The organism is Pseudomonas sp. IT-P4, from assembly GCF_949767755.1.
GTDB lineage: Bacteria > Pseudomonadota > Gammaproteobacteria > Pseudomonadales > Pseudomonadaceae > Aquipseudomonas > Aquipseudomonas monachiensis.
Genome location: NZ_CATKPX010000089.1, coordinates 23,549 through 39,500, shown reverse-complemented (window position 1 = coordinate 39,500; position 15,952 = coordinate 23,549). Strand labels below are relative to the sequence as shown.

General features: G+C 60.4%; 13 protein-coding genes. 8 read left to right on the top strand and 5 right to left on the bottom strand.

The features are described 5' to 3' along the window. Nucleotides 1–100: 100 nt before the first annotated feature. The 4 genes from ACM6IT_RS26045 to ACM6IT_RS26030 all read right to left on the bottom strand — a co-directional run bounded on the left by ACM6IT_RS26045 (nucleotide 101) and on the right by ACM6IT_RS26030 (nucleotide 6,820). On the bottom strand, nucleotides 101–2,947 hold the full coding sequence (locus ACM6IT_RS26045; RefSeq protein WP_409078403.1) for a valine--tRNA ligase: 2,847 nt from the start codon (nucleotides 2,945–2,947) through the stop codon (nucleotides 101–103). Between the two features lie 236 nt (nucleotides 2,948–3,183). After that, complete coding sequence (locus ACM6IT_RS26040; RefSeq protein ID WP_056726166.1) at nucleotides 3,184–4,500, bottom strand: MFS transporter; 1,317 nt, start codon at nucleotides 4,498–4,500, stop codon at nucleotides 3,184–3,186. A 262-nt stretch (nucleotides 4,501–4,762) separates the two neighbouring features. Continuing rightward, a complete protein-coding gene (locus tag ACM6IT_RS26035) occupies nucleotides 4,763–5,995 on the bottom strand; it encodes a transporter associated domain-containing protein (RefSeq protein WP_056726164.1) in 1,233 nt (410 codons plus the stop codon). Nucleotides 5,996–6,007: 12 nt separating this feature from the next. Beyond that, nucleotides 6,008–6,820, bottom strand: coding sequence for an inner membrane protein YpjD (locus ACM6IT_RS26030; protein WP_414914600.1), 813 nt, complete (start codon nucleotides 6,818–6,820; stop codon nucleotides 6,008–6,010). Nucleotides 6,821–7,030: 210 nt separating this feature from the next. Between ACM6IT_RS26030 and ffh the strand changes: the two genes are divergently transcribed. The 5 genes from ffh to rplS all read left to right on the top strand — a co-directional run bounded on the left by ffh (nucleotide 7,031) and on the right by rplS (nucleotide 10,602). Beyond that, complete coding sequence (gene ffh, locus ACM6IT_RS26025) at nucleotides 7,031–8,407, top strand: signal recognition particle protein (RefSeq protein ID WP_056726162.1); 1,377 nt, start codon at nucleotides 7,031–7,033, stop codon at nucleotides 8,405–8,407. A gap of 250 nt (nucleotides 8,408–8,657) precedes the next feature. Continuing rightward, nucleotides 8,658–8,909: a 30S ribosomal protein S16 gene (gene rpsP, locus ACM6IT_RS26020; RefSeq protein WP_007972721.1), complete on the top strand. Its 252-nt coding sequence runs from the start codon at nucleotides 8,658–8,660 to the stop codon at nucleotides 8,907–8,909. 5 nt (nucleotides 8,910–8,914) lie between these two features. Beyond that, the gene (gene rimM / locus ACM6IT_RS26015) at nucleotides 8,915–9,451 is read left to right on the top strand and encodes a ribosome maturation factor RimM (RefSeq protein WP_414918976.1); all 537 of its coding nucleotides are present in this window, start codon (nucleotides 8,915–8,917) and stop codon (nucleotides 9,449–9,451) included. A gap of 2 nt (nucleotides 9,452–9,453) precedes the next feature. Then, nucleotides 9,454–10,206 (top strand): tRNA (guanosine(37)-N1)-methyltransferase TrmD, encoded by a 753-nt coding sequence (gene trmD, locus ACM6IT_RS26010; protein WP_007897583.1) that lies wholly within the window; start codon nucleotides 9,454–9,456, stop codon nucleotides 10,204–10,206. 45 nt (nucleotides 10,207–10,251) lie between these two features. Further along, on the top strand, nucleotides 10,252–10,602 hold the full coding sequence (gene rplS, locus ACM6IT_RS26005) for a 50S ribosomal protein L19 (RefSeq protein WP_003175895.1): 351 nt from the start codon (nucleotides 10,252–10,254) through the stop codon (nucleotides 10,600–10,602). A 146-nt stretch (nucleotides 10,603–10,748) separates the two neighbouring features. Here the strand turns inward: rplS and ACM6IT_RS26000 are convergent, their stop codons facing one another. Then, nucleotides 10,749–12,551: a cation:proton antiporter gene (locus ACM6IT_RS26000; RefSeq protein WP_414918975.1), complete on the bottom strand. Its 1,803-nt coding sequence runs from the start codon at nucleotides 12,549–12,551 to the stop codon at nucleotides 10,749–10,751. Nucleotides 12,552–12,658: 107 nt separating this feature from the next. Here ACM6IT_RS26000 and xerD point away from each other — a divergent pair, with 107 nt between their 5' ends. The 3 genes from xerD (at nucleotide 12,659) to ACM6IT_RS25985 (ending at nucleotide 15,892) form a co-directional block, all read left to right on the top strand. Further along, nucleotides 12,659–13,555, top strand: coding sequence for a site-specific tyrosine recombinase XerD (xerD, locus tag ACM6IT_RS25995; RefSeq protein ID WP_056726159.1), 897 nt, complete (start codon nucleotides 12,659–12,661; stop codon nucleotides 13,553–13,555). A 167-nt stretch (nucleotides 13,556–13,722) separates the two neighbouring features. Further along, nucleotides 13,723–14,454, top strand: coding sequence for a bifunctional protein-disulfide isomerase/oxidoreductase DsbC (gene dsbC / locus ACM6IT_RS25990; RefSeq protein ID WP_056726158.1), 732 nt, complete (start codon nucleotides 13,723–13,725; stop codon nucleotides 14,452–14,454). Between the two features lie 133 nt (nucleotides 14,455–14,587). Then, nucleotides 14,588–15,892 (top strand): homoserine dehydrogenase, encoded by a 1,305-nt coding sequence (locus tag ACM6IT_RS25985; RefSeq protein ID WP_007998527.1) that lies wholly within the window; start codon nucleotides 14,588–14,590, stop codon nucleotides 15,890–15,892. The last annotated feature ends 60 nt before the right edge of the window (nucleotides 15,893–15,952 follow it).

Sequence of the window (15,952 nt, the reverse complement as noted above, 5' to 3'; positions counted from 1 at the left end):
AAAAGATCGCAGCCTGCGGCAGCTCCTACAGGGGATTTGTTGTGTTTTTGGATAAAAAAGGGAGACCACTTGGGTCTCCCTTCTTCATTGCGACTTGCCGTTACAAACTGGCAATCCGCGCATGCTGCTCGGCCAGCTTGCCCAGGGCCTGTTCGGCCTCGGCCAGTTTGGCGCGTTCTTTCTCGATGACTTCGGCTGGCGCCTTGTCAACGAAACCGGCGTTGGACAGCTTGCCGCCGACTCGTTGCACTTCACCTTGCAGACGCTGGATTTCCTTGTCCAGACGCGCCAGTTCCGCACCTTTGTCGATCAGGCCGGCCATTGGCACCAGCACTTCCATTTCGCCGACCAGCGCGGTGGCGGACAGCGGTGCTTCTTCGCCAGCAGCCAGCACGGTGATCGATTCGAGGCGCGCCAGCTTCTTCAGCAGGGCTTCGTTCTCGGTCAGGCGACGCTGGTCTTCGGCGCTGACGTTCTTCAGGAACAGCGGCAGCGGCTTGCCTGGGCCGATGTTCATTTCGCCACGGATGTTGCGGGTGCCGAGCATCAGGCCTTTGAGCCATTCGATGTCGTCTTCGGCGGCTTGATCGATGCGGGTTTCATTGGCCACTGGCCAAGGTTGCAGCATGATCGTCTTGCCATCGATGCCAGCCAGCGGCGCGATGCGCTGCCAGATTTCTTCGGTGATGAACGGCATGAACGGGTGCGCCAGGCGCAACGCCACTTCCAGTACGCGAACCAGGGTGCGACGGGTGCCGCGCTGGCGTTCGACGGGGGCGTTTTCGTCCCACAGCACAGGCTTGGACAGTTCCAGGTACCAGTCGCAATACTGGTTCCAGATGAACTCGTACAAGGCTTGTGCGGCCAGGTCGAAACGGAACTGGTCGAGTTGACGGGTCACTTCGGCTTCGGTGCGTTGCAGCTGCGAAATGATCCAGCGGTCAGCCAGGGACAGTTCATAGGCTTCGCCGTTCTGGCCGCAGTCTTCGCCCTTGTCCAGCACGTAGCGCGCCGCGTTCCAGATCTTGTTGCAGAAGTTGCGATAGCCTTCGACGCGGCCCATGTCGAACTTGATGTCGCGACCGGTGGACGCCAGCGAGCAGAAGGTGAAGCGCAGGGCGTCGGTGCCGTAGCTGGCGATGCCTTCGGCGAACTCGTCGCGGGTCTGCTTCTCGATCTTCTTCGCCAGTTTCGGCTGCATCATGCCGGAGGTGCGTTTCTGCACCAGGGCTTCGAGCTCGATGCCGTCGATGATGTCCAGCGGGTCCAGGACGTTGCCCTTGGACTTGGACATCTTCTGGCCCTGGCCGTCACGCACAAGGCCGTGCACGTACACGGTCTTGAACGGAACCTGCGGCGTGCCGTCTTCGTTTTTCACCAAATGCATGGTGAGCATGATCATCCGGGCAACCCAGAAGAAAATGATGTCGAAGCCAGTCACCAGGACGTCGGTGGAGTGGAATTTCTTCAGGAACTCGGTTTTTTCCGGCCAGCCGAGGGTGGAGAACGTCCACAGGCCCGAGCTGAACCAGGTGTCGAGAACGTCGTTGTCCTGTTGCAGCGCAACGTCCGGGCCGAGGTTGTGCCTGGCCCGCACTTCGGCTTCGTCGCGACCGACGTAGACCTTGCCCGACTCGTCGTACCAGGCCGGAATCCGGTGGCCCCACCACAGCTGACGGCTGATGCACCAGTCCTGGATGTCGCGCATCCACGAGAAGTACATGTTTTCGTACTGTTTCGGCACGAACTGGATACGGCCGTCTTCAACGGCGGCAATCGCAGGCTCGGCCAAAGGCTTGGTGGACACGTACCACTGGTCGGTCAGCCAAGGCTCGATGACGGTGCCGGAGCGGTCGCCTTTCGGTACTTTCAGGGCGTGATCGTCAACGCTGACCAGCAGGCCGGCAGCGTCGAACGCGGCCACGATCTGCTTGCGCGCTTCGAAGCGATCGAGACCGGCGTATTCGGCCGGGATCTTGCCGTCGATGGTTTCGTTCAGCGTGCCGTCGAGGTTGAACACCTGGCACGCTGGAAGAACGGCGGCGTTCTTGTCGAAGATGTTCAGCAGCGGCAGGTTGTGACGCTTGCCGACTTCGTAGTCGTTGAAGTCGTGGGCCGGGGTGATTTTCACGCAACCGGTGCCGAATTCAGGGTCGCAGTAATCGTCGGCGATGATCGGGATGCGGCGGCCAACCAGTGGCAGCTCGACAAATTTACCGATCAGGGCTTTGTAGCGTTCATCGTTCGGGTTAACAGCCACGGCGGAGTCGCCGAGCATGGTTTCCGGGCGAGTGGTCGCGACGATCAGGAAATCGTTGCCTTCAGCGGTCTTGGCGCCGTCAGCCAGTGGGTATTTCAGGTTCCACAGGAAACCTTTCTCGTCGTGGTTCTCCACTTCGAGGTCGGAAATCGCCGTGTGCAGCTTGGTGTCCCAGTTGACCAGGCGCTTGCCGCGGTAGATCAGGCCGTCTTCGTGCAGGCGTACGAAAGCTTCTTTAACGGCTTCCGAGAGGCCGTCGTCCATGGTGAAGCGCTCGCGGCTCCAATCTACGGACGAACCGAGGCGACGGATCTGACGGCTGATGTTGCCACCGGACTCATCCTTCCACTCCCAGACTTTCTCGAGGAATTTCTCGCGGCCCAGGTCGTGGCGGCTCTGGCCCTTGGCTTCGAGCTGACGCTCTACCAGCATCTGCGTGGCGATACCGGCGTGGTCGGTACCCGGCTGCCACAGGGTGTTGCGACCCTGCATGCGGCGGAAACGGATCAGGGCGTCCATGATCGCGTTGTTGAAGCCGTGACCCATGTGCAGGCTGCCGGTGACGTTCGGCGGCGGGATCATGATGGTGTAGGACTCGCCCGCGCCTTGCGGGGCGAAGTAATTCTCTGACTCCCAGGTGTTGTACCAGGAAGTTTCAATGGCGTGCGGCTGGTAGGTCTTATCCATGCGCGGCGGGACCCTATTGGCATTTATTCAGGAAAAGCCGGGAAGTATAGCGGGGATGAGCCAATGCGCGTAGAGCGAGGTGACAATGGGTGGGGGAAAGTTGTGGTTTTTCGGGCGGGGTGTCTGCAATGACGCCATCGCGCGCAAGCCACGCTCCCACAGTGTCGGTGTCGATCACAAAAATGTAGTACGACAGTAACCCTGTGGGAGCGTGGCTTGCCCGCGATGGCGGTCTATCAGTCGATGCGATTCAAATCGTTATGCCGCGTTTCCTTCAGGCACAGCACTGCAATCAAACTCAGCACCGCCGCCCCGGACACGTAACCGCCGACGTAACTCAACCCGCCCATCGCCACCAGTTTCTGGGCGAAGAACGGTGCCGCGGACGCGCCGACGATACCGCCCAGGTTGTAGGCCGCCGAGGCGCCGGTGTAGCGCACGTGGGTGGGGAACAGCTCCGGCAGCAGCGCACCCATCGGTGCAAACGTCACGCCCATCAGAAACAGTTCGATGCACAGGAACAGCGCCACACCCCAGGTCGAGCCTTGGGTCAGCAGCGGCTCCATGAGGAAGCCGGACAGGATCGCCAGCACTCCGCCGATGATCAGCACCGGTTTGCGCCCGTAACGGTCGCTGGCCCAGGCCGACAGCGGGGTGGCGGCAGCCATGAACAGCACCGCGAAGCACAGCAGGCCGAGGAAGGTTTCGCGGCTGTAGCCGAGCGTTGCCACGCCGTAACTCAGGGAAAACACGGTGGAGATGTAAAATAGCGCATAGCACACCACCATCGCGCCGGCACCCAGCAATACGGGCATCCAGTATTGGCCGAACAGCTCGAACAGCGGGATCTTCACTCGTTCCTGGCGTGCCACGGCGTTGGCGAATACCGGGGTCTCATGCAGCTTGAGGCGCACATACAGGCCGACCATCACCAGTGCGGCGCTGAGCAGGAAGGGAATACGCCAGCCCCATGAGCGGAACTGTTCATCGTCCAGCACCACGGCCAAGGTCAGGAACAGGCCGTTGGCCGCCAGAAAGCCGATGGATGGACCCAGTTGCGGGAACATGCCGAACCACGCGCGCTTGCCTTTCGGCGCATTCTCCGTAGCCAGCAATGCCGCGCCACCCCATTCACCGCCCAACCCAAGGCCTTGGCCGAAGCGCAGGACGCAAAGCAGGATCGGTGCCCAGGCGCCAATGCTGTCGTATCCCGGCAGCACGCCGATCAACGTGGTGCACACGCCCATCAGCAGCAGCGAGGCGACCAGGGTTGACTTGCGGCCGATACGGTCGCCGAAGTGGCCGAACAGGGCAGAACCCAAGGGGCGCGCAAGGAAGGCGATGCCGAACGTGAGAAACGCCGAAAGCATCTGGGCGGTGCCGGATGTCTGCGGAAAGAACACCGGGCCGATCACCAGCGCGGCGGCGGTGGCATAGACGTAGAAGTCGTAGAACTCGATGGCGGTACCGATGAAGCTCGCGGTGGCCACGCGGGTGGCGGAGTTCGTCGGTTGTGCAGGTGTGGAGTCGCTGTAAGTCGTGCTGGTCGTCATGCGGTTATCCCTGACTGTCATGTGCTCCAGTGGAGCGAATTATTATGGTCGAGAACCCAGGGATGTGGGTGGAGGCACGGTCGCTGTTCAAGGTAGGAACAGTCGGCGGTCTGTTGCGGGCTTTGCTGATGGACGGGCCGGAAGCTGCGAAGTGCGGGGTAAGCACGGGGGCCGGCGAGGCTTGGGTAAGCGCTTCGATTATAGAAAGGTGGCTAACGATCGAACAAGTGGCTTGAGTGGCCACGAAAGATTTGCCTGGCAGTTAGATAACAACCGGCATCGAGCTGGTCTGCCAGATCAGCACCCGCGTGACCCGGTTGTCTTCGGTCTCGAGAATTTCCAGGCGATACCGGCCGATCTTCAGGCACACCGCGCTTTCGGGAATGGTTTCCAGGGCCTCGGTAACCAGGCCATTCAGGGTTTTCGGGCCATCGCTGGGCAGGTGCCAGCCGAGGCTCTTGTTCAGTTCGCGAATGGACGCGGCACCGTCGATCACCAGGCGTCCGTCGGCTTGCGGATGAATGTGCGGATTGTCCAGGCTCTGCTGGCTTTCGAACTCGCCGACGATTTCTTCGAGAATGTCTTCCAGGGTGACGATGCCCAGCACTTCGCCGTATTCGTCGACCACCATGCCCAGGCGCCGCTGCTGCTTGTGGAAGTTGAGCAGTTGCAGCTGCAACGGGGTGCTTTCCGGCACGAAGTACGGTTCGTGGCTGGCCGCCAGCAACGCTTCCCTGGTCAGGCTGGCATCGGGCAGCAAGTGAAGGATGTGCCGGGTGTTGAGGACGGCTTCGACCTGGTTGATATCACTGTGGAACACCGGCAGGCGAGTACGCCTGTTGTGGCGCAACTGTTCGATGATTTCTTCGATGGAGTCATCGAGATTGATGCCGTCCACGTCACTGCGCGGTACCAGGATGTCATTGACAGTGATGTTGTCCAGCGCGTGGATGCCTGGCAGCGGGTGAGGGCGGCTGACGGTTTCGGAGGGCGCATGCCGTTCCGTCAGCGTTTCGTCCTCACTCTGTTGCACCACTTTGGCTTTACGGGCGAATGGCCGCGTCAGCAAATGGCTGATGCTATTGAGCAGCCATGCCGCGGGATAGATGATTTTCAGCGGTAGCCGCAGCAGGTTGTTGCCCTGGGCCAGGATCGCATCCGGATAGCGAGCGGCCAGGGCGCGTGGCAAGTAGTCGGAAAACACCAGCAACATGGTGCCCGCCCCGAGGCAGGCGACCCACGGACCGTTCTCCGCCCAAGTGAAAATGGCCAGCAAGGTGCTGATGACCACCACGAGTGCGCGGCACAGGGTGTTGCAAAAAATCAGGCTGGCCAGGGGGAAGTTGAGTTTCGCCACCGGTTTGTCGCTGGAGCGCGTTGCGGTGCGCTGGGCCAGCAAATGCTGATGCGCCGCTTCGATGGCGGTAAACAGCCCCGACCATAAAACCAGCAGGGTCACTACCGCGAGCATCGGCCCTATGGGCAAGTCGTCCATTAATGCCGCCCGTCAGATATGCAGGATGTATTCACGAACCAGCTTGCTGCCGAAATACGCCAGCATCAGCAGGCAAAAACCGGCCAGGGTCCAGCGAATGGCTTTGTGCCCGCGCCAGCCGAGGCGATTGCGTCCCCACAGCAGTACGCTGAAAACGATCCAGGCCAGGCAGGCCAGCAGGGTTTTGTGCACCAGATGCTGGGCGAACAGATTCTCGACGAACAACCATCCGGAAATCAGCGACAGCGACAACAGCGTCCAGCCGGCCCAGAGGAAGCCGAACAGCAGGCTTTCCATGGTTTGCAGCGGCGGGAAGTTCTTGATCAGCCCGGAGGGGTGCTTGTGCTTGAGCTGGTGGTCCTGGATCAGCAGCAGCAAGGACTGGAACACCGCGATGGTGAACATGCCGTAGGCCAGGATCGAAAGCAGGATATGGGCGAGGATGCCCGGCTCCTCATCGATGACCTGTACCGTGCCGGCAGGGGCAAAATGCGCCAGCATCACGGTCAGGGCTCCAAGCGGGAACAGCAGGACCAGCAGGTTCTCCACCGGAATCCGCGAACAGGCCAGCAGGGTCAGTGCGATGACCGCCACGGCAATCAGGCTGGCGGCACTGAAGAAGTCCAGGGCCAGGCCGGTCGGGGTCAGCAGGTGGGCGAGCAGGCTGACGCTGTGGGCCAATACGGCGAGCATGCCGAGCATGACCAGCAGGCGTTTGTTGACCTTGGCGCCGGACGCCAGGCGAGTGCCCTGGTAAATGGTCGCAGCGGCATACAAGCAGGCGGCGGCGAGGGTAGTTAGCAAGCTGGGTGACAAGGGGAGCATAAATCCTGTTAGGCAAGCCCGAAAGTCGCTGAGTTTGGCATAGAACCCCCGCCGCACGAAAGACCGCGCAACCCGACAGCGAGGTGTCCGCCGGCCACAGTCTTCGCTATAATCCGCGACCTGCCCACGCCGCAGGCTCGCCGAGCACACGTTTAGTCCGGTCCGGGCCGCCATTATCCCGGTCTACACAGGGCCTGAAAGGATCGCGCAATGTTTGAAAACTTAACCGACCGTCTCTCGCAGACGCTGCGCCATGTCACCGGCAAGGCCAAGCTGACCGAAGACAACATCAAAGACACCCTGCGTGAAGTGCGCATGGCGTTGCTCGAAGCCGACGTCGCCCTGCCGGTGGTCAAGGACTTCGTCAATTCGGTCAAGGAACGTGCCGTTGGTACCGAGGTGTCGCGCAGCCTGACGCCGGGCCAGGCCTTCGTGAAGATCGTCCAGGCCGAACTCGAAAGCCTGATGGGCGCGGCCAACGAAGATTTGAACCTGAGCGCCGTTCCGCCCGCCGTCATCCTCATGGCCGGTTTGCAGGGCGCGGGTAAGACCACCACCGCCGGCAAGCTCGCGCGCTTCCTTAAAGAGCGCAAGAAGAAGTCGGTCATGGTTGTGTCCGCGGACGTTTATCGTCCAGCGGCGATCAAGCAGCTGGAAATGCTCGCCGGCGAAGTCGGCGTTACCTTCTTCCCGTCCGACCTGAGCCAGAAGCCGGTCGAGATCGCGCAAGCGGCTATTAAAGAAGCGAAACTCAAATTCATCGACGTGGTCATCGTCGATACCGCCGGTCGCCTGCACATCGATGAAGAGATGATGGGCGAGATCAAGGCCCTGCACGCCGCGATCAACCCGGTCGAAACCCTGTTCGTGGTCGATGCCATGACCGGCCAGGACGCCGCCAACACGGCCAAGGCCTTCGGCGATGCATTGCCGCTGACCGGTGTGATCCTGACCAAGGTCGACGGCGACGCCCGTGGCGGTGCCGCCCTGTCGGTGCGCGCCATCACCGGCAAGCCGATCAAGTTCATCGGTATGGGCGAGAAGAGCGAAGCGCTCGATCCGTTCCACCCTGAGCGTATCGCCTCGCGCATCCTCGGCATGGGCGACGTGCTCAGCCTCATCGAGCAGGCGGAAGCGACCCTCGACAAGGACAAGGCCGACAAGCTTGCAAAGAAATTAAAGAAGGGCAAAGGCTTCGACCTCGAAGACTTCCGCGATCAGCTGCAACAGATGAAGAACATGGGCGGCCTCGGCGGGCTCATGGACAAGCTGCCGAACATGGGTGGCGTGAACCTGGCTCAAATGGGCAATGCCCAGGGCGCGGCAGAGAAACAATTCAAACAGATGGAAGCCATCATCAACTCCATGACCCCGGCCGAGCGCCGCGACCCTGAGATGATCAGCGGTTCGCGCAAGCGCCGGATCGCCATGGGGTCCGGCACCCAAGTGCAGGACATCGGCCGCTTGATCAAGCAGCACAAGCAGATGCAGAAGATGATGAAGAAGTTCTCTGCAAAAGGCGGAATGGCCAAGATGATGCGCGGCATGGGCGGAATGTTGCCCGGCGGCGGCATGCCAAAGATGTAAAGAATCCGCGCCGGTCATCGCACCGGCGCAGACCCGCAAGGAAGCGGGATCTCCAGCAAACCCGCACTTGGCGGGAGCTGACCGGCCGTTTTCAACGACGGCTCTATAGCAAATCTGCATGGCGGCCGATAGACCGCCGGAAAAAGTCATTTGCAAAAGTCCGGATATTCCTTAGAATATGCGGCCTTTCGGGCACCTATGCCCGCTGTGCCTTTAGATTTGCAGCACCGACTACAGGAACGATGTTCACATGCTAACAATCCGTCTTGCCCTTGGCGGCTCCAAAAAGCGCCCGTTTTACCACTTGACCGTAACCGACAGCCGCAACCCGCGCGACGGTTCGCACAAGGAACAGGTTGGCTACTTCAACCCTGTTGCCCGTGGTCAGGAAGTTCGTCTGTCCGTGAACCAAGAGCGCGTAGCCTACTGGCTGAGCGTTGGTGCACAACCTTCTGAGCGCGTTGCTCAGTTGTTGAAGGAATCTGCTAAGGCTGCGGCCTGAGCAATATGAACGCGACGCCAGCCATTGCTGATGATTTGATCGTTATCGGCAAGATTTATTCTGTTCACGGCGTTCGCGGCGAAGTAAAGGTGTACTCCTTTACTGATCCGATCAAAAACCTGCTGGAATACAAGACCTGGACGCTCAAGCGTGACGGTAGTGTAAAGCAGGTAGAGCTGGTCAGCGGACGCGGGAACGACAAGTTCCTGGTCGCAAAGCTCAAGGGTCTTGATGATCGCGAAGAAGCTCGTCTTCTGGCCGGTTATGAGATCTGCGTGCCGCGCAACCTGTTCCCTGAACTCACCGACGGCGAGTACTACTGGTACCAGCTGGAAGGTCTCAAGGTCATCGACACCCTCGGACAACTGTTCGGGAAAATCGATCACCTGCTGGAGACCGGCTCGAACGATGTCATGGTGGTCAAGCCTTGCGCTGGCAGCCTGGATGATCGCGAACGCCTGTTGCCCTATACGGAGCAATGCGTGTTGGCCGTCGACCTGGCAGCGGGCGAGATGAAGGTGGATTGGGACGCGGATTTCTAAGCGTGGCTAACTTGCGCGTAGAAGTGATCAGTCTGTTTCCCGAGATGTTTTCCGCCATCAGCGAGTACGGCATCACCAGTCGGGCGGTGAAACAGGGGCTCTTGCAGCTCACCTGTTGGAATCCGCGAGACTACACGACGGATCGACATCACACTGTGGACGATCGCCCGTTTGGCGGTGGTCCGGGCATGGTGATGAAGATCAAGCCCCTGGAAGATGCTCTGGTTCAGGCCAAGGCAGCAGCCGGGGAGGCGGCGAAGGTAATTTACCTGTCCCCCCAAGGCCGTCAACTGACTCAGTCGGCGGTACGCGAGTTGGCGAATCTGGATGCATTGATCCTGATTGCCGGCCGCTATGAAGGCATTGACGAGCGTTTTATTGATGCTCATGTCGATGAAGAGTGGTCGATTGGCGACTATGTACTGTCTGGCGGCGAGCTGCCGGCGATGGTCCTGATCGATGCGGTTACACGACTGCTGCCTGGAGCTTTAGGGCATGCGGACTCCGCCGAGGAAGATTCCTTTACGGATGGTTTGCTGGATTGCCCGCACTACACCCGACCGGAGGTGTATGCGGATCAGCGTGTTCCCGACGTATTGCTAAGTGGCAATCACGCGCACATCCGGCGTTGGCGTTTACAGCAGTCCCTTGGTCGGACCTTTGAACGACGCGCCGATCTTCTGGAAAGCCGCTCGCTTTCTGGAGAAGAGAAGAAGCTGCTCGAGGAATACATCCGCGAGCGGGACGATAGTTAACAACGTATCGATGGTAGATCCGACGATTTACCTTAGGAGCACAGCATGACTAACAAAATCATCCTTGCACTCGAAGCAGAGCAGATGACCAAAGAGATCCCTACCTTTGCCCCGGGCGACACCATTGTCGTTCAGGTGAAAGTGAAGGAAGGCGACCGTTCGCGTCTGCAAGCGTTCGAAGGTGTTGTTATCGCCAAGCGTAACCGCGGCGTAAACAGTGCATTCACCGTTCGTAAAATCTCCAACGGTGTTGGCGTAGAGCGTACTTTCCAGACCTACTCCCCGCAAATCGACAGCATGGCTGTCAAGCGTCGCGGTGACGTACGTAAAGCCAAGCTGTACTACCTGCGTGACCTGTCGGGTAAAGCAGCTCGCATCAAGGAAAAACTGGCTTAAGTCCAGCTTCCGATGCAAAAAAAGCAGCCTGCGGGCTGCTTTTTTGTTGCCTGCGATTTGGTGCCCGTTTGAAAGGATCGCAGCTTTCGGCAGCTCCTACGATATTCACCCTCTAGGAGCTGCCGAAGGCTGCGATCTTTTTGGCCCTAGTGGTTTTCGGGCTGGATCAATGCCAGTAGCGTCCACCCTGCGGCGGGCTTCAATACACTGTCCGGTGTTACCACGTGCACCCAACCGCTGTCGTCGCGCACGAACAGCAGGGTCGCACGCTCACCATGCAGCGCGTGGTAATCGTCCCAACTGAACCCGTCCGTCAGCGTTGTGCTGTACAACTCGGCGCCCTGGCTCAACTGACTGGCGAGCTTGGCGTAGGTCAGCGTTTCGCTGCCCAGTTGATTGCCGCGATGTTCCAGGCTGGTACGGTGTTTGTCGGTGCGGCGGTTTTCCTGGCCGCTGGCCAGGCCGAACATACGCTGATGGCCCAGTTCATGACGAAAGCGCATCAGCGCCAGGGTGTTCATTTCGCCGGAGGGGGACAACGCCAGCAAATGCCCGAGGCCGACCAGGTCCAGGTGCGCATCGGCATGTTGCGAGGCCGGGTTGCCAAAATAGGTAGGCAAGCCTTCCATTCGCGCTGAGCGAATGTTTTCCCAGCTCGAATCCGTCAGCAGTACACGACTGCCCATTTGTTGCAGGGCCTTGCCCAGCGTGCGCGCAGGTCCGTTGGCGCCGATGATCAGGAAGCCGCTCGGTGCCGGTTCCGCCACCTTCAGCAGGCGAGCCAGCGGTCGTGCCGTCGCGCTTTGCAACACCACCGTGCCGATGATCACCGCAAAGGTGAGCGGCACCAGCAGCAATGCTCCCTGGTGACCGGCCTCATGCAGGCGAATGGCGAAGATCGCCGACACTGCCGCTGCCACGATGCCCCTTGGGGCAATCCACGCCAGCAACGCTCGCTCGCGCCAACCCAGGCTGGAGCCCGCCGTGCTCAGTAGCACATTCAATGGTCGGGCGATGAACTGAATGACCAGCAGCAAAATCAGCACCAGAGGCCCGAGGCCGATCATGGCGTTCAGGTCCAGCCGGGCCGCCAGCAGAATGAACAGGCCGGAGATCAGCAGTACGCTGAGGTTCTCCTTGAAGTGCAGGATGTGCCGCACGTCCACGCCTTTCATGTTGGCCAGCCACATGCCCATCAAGGTCACGGCCAGCAACCCGGATTCGTTGGTGACTTCATTGGAGCCAATGAAAATACCCAGGACTGCCGCGAGCGCTGCCAGGTTGTGCAGGTATTCCGGCAGCCACTGGCGGCGAATCAGTGTACCGAGCAACCAGCCACCCAAAACACCGAACAGGCTGCCGCACAAAATCACGCCGCCGAAGGTCAGCAGGCTTTCCTCGAGACCGTTACCTTTGGAGCTGGCGATGATGAAGCTATAGACGACCACCGCCAGCAGGGCACCGATGGGGTCGATGGCAATGCCTTCCCAGCGCAGGATGTTGGCAATCGACGCTTTCGGGCGCACGACGCGCAGCATCGGTACGATCACGGTCGGCCCGGTCACCAGGGTCAGGCTGCCGAACAGGATGGCCAGCATCCAGTCGAAATCCAGCAGCCAGTGAGTGGCGACAGCAATGACCACCCAGGTAGAGAGGGCGCCAATGGTGACCAGCCGATGGACAACGCTGCCGATTTCGCGCCATTCGGACAGATGCAGGGTCAGGCTGCCCTCGAACAGGATCAGCGCCACGGCCAGGGACACCAGCGGCATCAACAGTGGGCCGAACATTTCCTGCGGGTCGAGCAAGTGCAGCACGGGGCCGGCCAGGATGCCGGTCAACAGCAGAAAAAGAATCGCCGGCAGTTTCAAGCGCCAGGCCAGCCATTGGCAAAGCAGCGCCGCCGCGCCTATCCCGCCAAATGCCAATAAAATCTGCTGCTCGCTCATTGCTGCTCCCTGTTCCTTGAAATGGCGGCCTATGAAAGACTAGCGGCCGTTTCCATGTCCAATTTTAATTTTGCGCGCGGCCTCAAGGTTGCGTGATTCGAGTGCCCATGCCTGCCATCGATCACCCGCTGATAGACCAATTCCTCGATGCCCTGTGGCTGGAGAAAGGCCTTTCCGATAACACCCGCGATGCCTATCGCAGTGACCTGGCGCTGTTCAACGGCTGGCTGCAGGACAAAGGGCTGGAGCTGGTCAATGCCGGGCGCGAGTTGATACTCGACCACCTGGCCTGGCGTCTGGAGCAAAACTACAAGCCTCGTTCCACTGCGCGCTTTCTCTCGGGGGTGCGTGGCTTTTATCGTTACCTGCTGCGGGAAAAGATGATCTCGGTCGATCCGACATTGCGCGTTGATATGCCGCAACTCGGCAGGCCGCTGCCAAAGTCCTTGTCCGAGGCGGATGTGGAAGCCTTGCTGAAGGCGCCCGATTTGAGCGAGGCCATCGGCCAGCGCGACCGGGCCATGCTTGAAGTGCTGTATGCCTGTGGTTTGCGGGTGACCGAGCTGATCAGCCTCACCCTGGAGCAAGTCAATTTGCGTCAAGGCGTGTTGCGAGTGATGGGCAAGGGCAGCAAGGAGCGGCTGGTGCCGATGGGCGAGGAGGCGATTGTCTGGGTCGAGCGCTATATGCGTGATGCCCGCAGCGAACTGCTTGGCGGGCGTCCCAGCGATGTGTTGTTCCCGAGCCAGCGTGGCGAGCAGATGACCCGCCAGACCTTCTGGCACCGGATCAAGCACCAGGCCAAGGTGGCGGGGATCGGCAAGTCGCTGTCGCCACACACCTTGCGCCATGCCTTCGCCACGCACCTGCTCAACCACGGCGCAGACCTGCGGGTGGTGCAGATGCTGCTGGGGCACAGCGATTTATCGACGACGCAGATCTACACCCATGTTGCCCGAGCGCGTTTGCAGGATCTGCATGCCAGGCATCACCCCCGGGGTTGACCGAAAAACCTGTGGGATTGTGCAGCCACAAATGTCTTGCATCAGGTGCATTCGGCCCTGCGGACCTTATGTGATAGGCTGGGCCGGTTTGCACGATGGGCGGTTATGACCCGGTGTTTCGGCACGGGCGTTCTGATCGTCCCATATGTTCGCCTTCAGGAGTTCTCATGCGTCTGACCCAGATTTTCGCCGCCGCAGCCATTGCGTTGGTCAGCACCTTTGCCGTCGCCGATGACGCGGCCGACAAAGCCATTCGTAAAAGCCTGGAAAACCTCCAGCTCGAAGTGCCGGTAGAGACCATCACCGCCAGCCCGTTGCCAGGCCTGTACGAAGTCAAGCTCAAGGGCAGCCGTGTGCTGTACGCCAGCGCCGACGGCCAGTACGTGGTCCAGGGCTACCTGTTCGATCTCAAGGACGGCAAGCCGGTCAACCTGACCGAGAAGACCGAGCGCCTGGGCATCTCCAAACTGATCAACAACATTCCGGTTGCCGAAACCGTTGTCTACCCGGCCATTGGCGAAACCAAGTCGCACATCACCGTATTCACCGACACCACCTGCCCGTACTGCCACAAGCTGCACGCCGAAGTGCCTGAGCTGAACAAGCGCGGCATCGAAGTGCGTTACGTCGCGTTCCCGCGCCAGGGCCTGGGCTCGCCGGGTGACGAGCAACTGCAAGCGGTGTGGTGCTCGAAAGACAAGAAAGCGGCCATGGACAAAATGGTCGACGGAAAGGAAATCAAGGCCGCCAAGTGCGATAACCCGGTTTCCAAACAGTTCGCACTCGGCCAGTCGATCGGCGTGAATGGCACACCGGCCATCGTTTTGGCCGACGGTCAGGTCATTCCGGGCTACCAGCCTGCGCCACAAGTCGCCAAACTGGCGCTGGGCGCGAAGTAAATTCGCATCGTCACGGCGAGCCTTGACGATCATGGTCCGGCAGCGACATTCGCCGGGCCATCAATAGAGAGCCGCGAGCATGCGGTTGTTTTCACGGCCGGCCTCGAGTCGGCCGTTTTATGGGGAGTTCACAGTGAAACCGGTCAAAGTAGGCATCTGTGGGTTAGGAACCGTCGGTGGCGGTACCTTCAACGTACTTCAGCGCAACGCCGAGGAAATTGCTCGTCGTGCCGGGCGTGGGATCGAAGTGGCACAAATTGCCATGCGCACGCCAAAGCCTCAGTTCCAAACGACCGGTATTGCGATTACCAACGATGTCTTCGAAGTGGCCACGAACCCTGAGATCGACATCGTTATAGAGCTGATGGGCGGCTACACCGTTGCCCGCGAGCTGGTACTCAAGGCCATCGAGAATGGCAAGCATGTGGTCACCGCGAACAAGGCGCTTATCGCCGTTCACGGTAATGAAATTTTCGCCAAGGCCCGCGAGAAGGGTGTGATCGTTGCGTTCGAAGCGGCGGTGGCCGGTGGCATCCCGGTGATCAAGGCGATCCGCGAAGGCCTGTCCGCCAACCGCATCAACTGGGTGGCCGGCATCATCAACGGCACGGGCAACTTCATCCTCACGGAAATGCGCGAGAAGGGTCGCACCTTCGAAGACGTATTGGCCGAAGCCCAGGCCCTGGGTTACGCCGAAGCCGATCCGACCTTCGACGTCGAGGGTATCGACGCGGCTCACAAGTTGACGATCCTGGCTTCGATTGCGTTCGGTATTCCGCTGCAATTCGACAAGGCCTACACCGAAGGCATCACCAAGCTGACCACCGCCGACGTGAACTACGCCGAAGCGCTGGGTTACCGCATCAAGCACCTGGGCGTGGCGCGCAGCACCGCGGCCGGTATCGAACTGCGCGTGCACCCGACGCTGATCCCGGCCGATCGCCTGATCGCCAACGTCAACGGCGTGATGAACGCGGTGATGGTCAACGGCGATGCTGCCGGTTCGACCCTGTTCTACGGCGCTGGCGCCGGCATGGAGCCGACTGCTTCGTCGGTGATCGCCGACCTGGTGGACGTGGTCCGCGCCATGACCTCCGACCCGGAGAACCGCGTGCCGCACCTGGCGTTCCAGCCGGACTCGCTGTCGGCTCACCCGATCCTGCCGATCGAAGCCTGCGAAAGCGCCTACTACCTGCGTATCCAGGCCAAGGACCATCCGGGCGTATTGGCTCAGGTCGCGAGCATCCTCTCGGAGCGCGGCATCAACATCGAGTCGATCATGCAGAAGGAAGCCGAGGAGCACGACGGCCTGGTGCCGATGATCCTGCTGACCCACCGCGTGCTGGAACAGCACATCAACGATGCCATCGCTGCTTTGGAAGCCTTGGCGGGTGTGGTCGGTCCGGTTGTACGGATCCGTGTCGAGCACCTGAACTAAGCCGATATCGTTGACCGGGCTCGCTTGCGGGCCCGGCACTACGAACACTGTCCATTGGAG

Bases quoted from the DNA above. Each gene is read 5' to 3' on its own strand.
- ACM6IT_RS26045 (WP_409078403.1), bottom strand. From the start codon at position 2,947: ATGGATAAGACCTACCAGCCGCACGCCATTGAAACTTCCTGGTACAAC.
- ACM6IT_RS26040 (WP_056726166.1), bottom strand. From the start codon at position 4,500: ATGACGACCAGCACGACTTACAGCGACTCCACACCTGCACAACCGACG.
- ACM6IT_RS26035 (WP_056726164.1), bottom strand. From the start codon at position 5,995: ATGGACGACTTGCCCATAGGGCCGATGCTCGCGGTAGTGACCCTGCTG.
- ACM6IT_RS26030 (WP_414914600.1), bottom strand. From the start codon at position 6,820: ATGCTCCCCTTGTCACCCAGCTTGCTAACTACCCTCGCCGCCGCCTGC.
- ffh (WP_056726162.1), top strand. From the start codon at position 7,031: ATGTTTGAAAACTTAACCGACCGTCTCTCGCAGACGCTGCGCCATGTC.
- rpsP (WP_007972721.1), top strand. From the start codon at position 8,658: ATGCTAACAATCCGTCTTGCCCTTGGCGGCTCCAAAAAGCGCCCGTTT.
- rimM (WP_414918976.1), top strand. From the start codon at position 8,915: ATGAACGCGACGCCAGCCATTGCTGATGATTTGATCGTTATCGGCAAG.
- rplS (WP_003175895.1), top strand. From the start codon at position 10,252: ATGACTAACAAAATCATCCTTGCACTCGAAGCAGAGCAGATGACCAAA.
- ACM6IT_RS26000 (WP_414918975.1), bottom strand. From the start codon at position 12,551: ATGAGCGAGCAGCAGATTTTATTGGCATTTGGCGGGATAGGCGCGGCG.
- xerD (WP_056726159.1), top strand. From the start codon at position 12,659: ATGCCTGCCATCGATCACCCGCTGATAGACCAATTCCTCGATGCCCTG.
- dsbC (WP_056726158.1), top strand. From the start codon at position 13,723: ATGCGTCTGACCCAGATTTTCGCCGCCGCAGCCATTGCGTTGGTCAGC.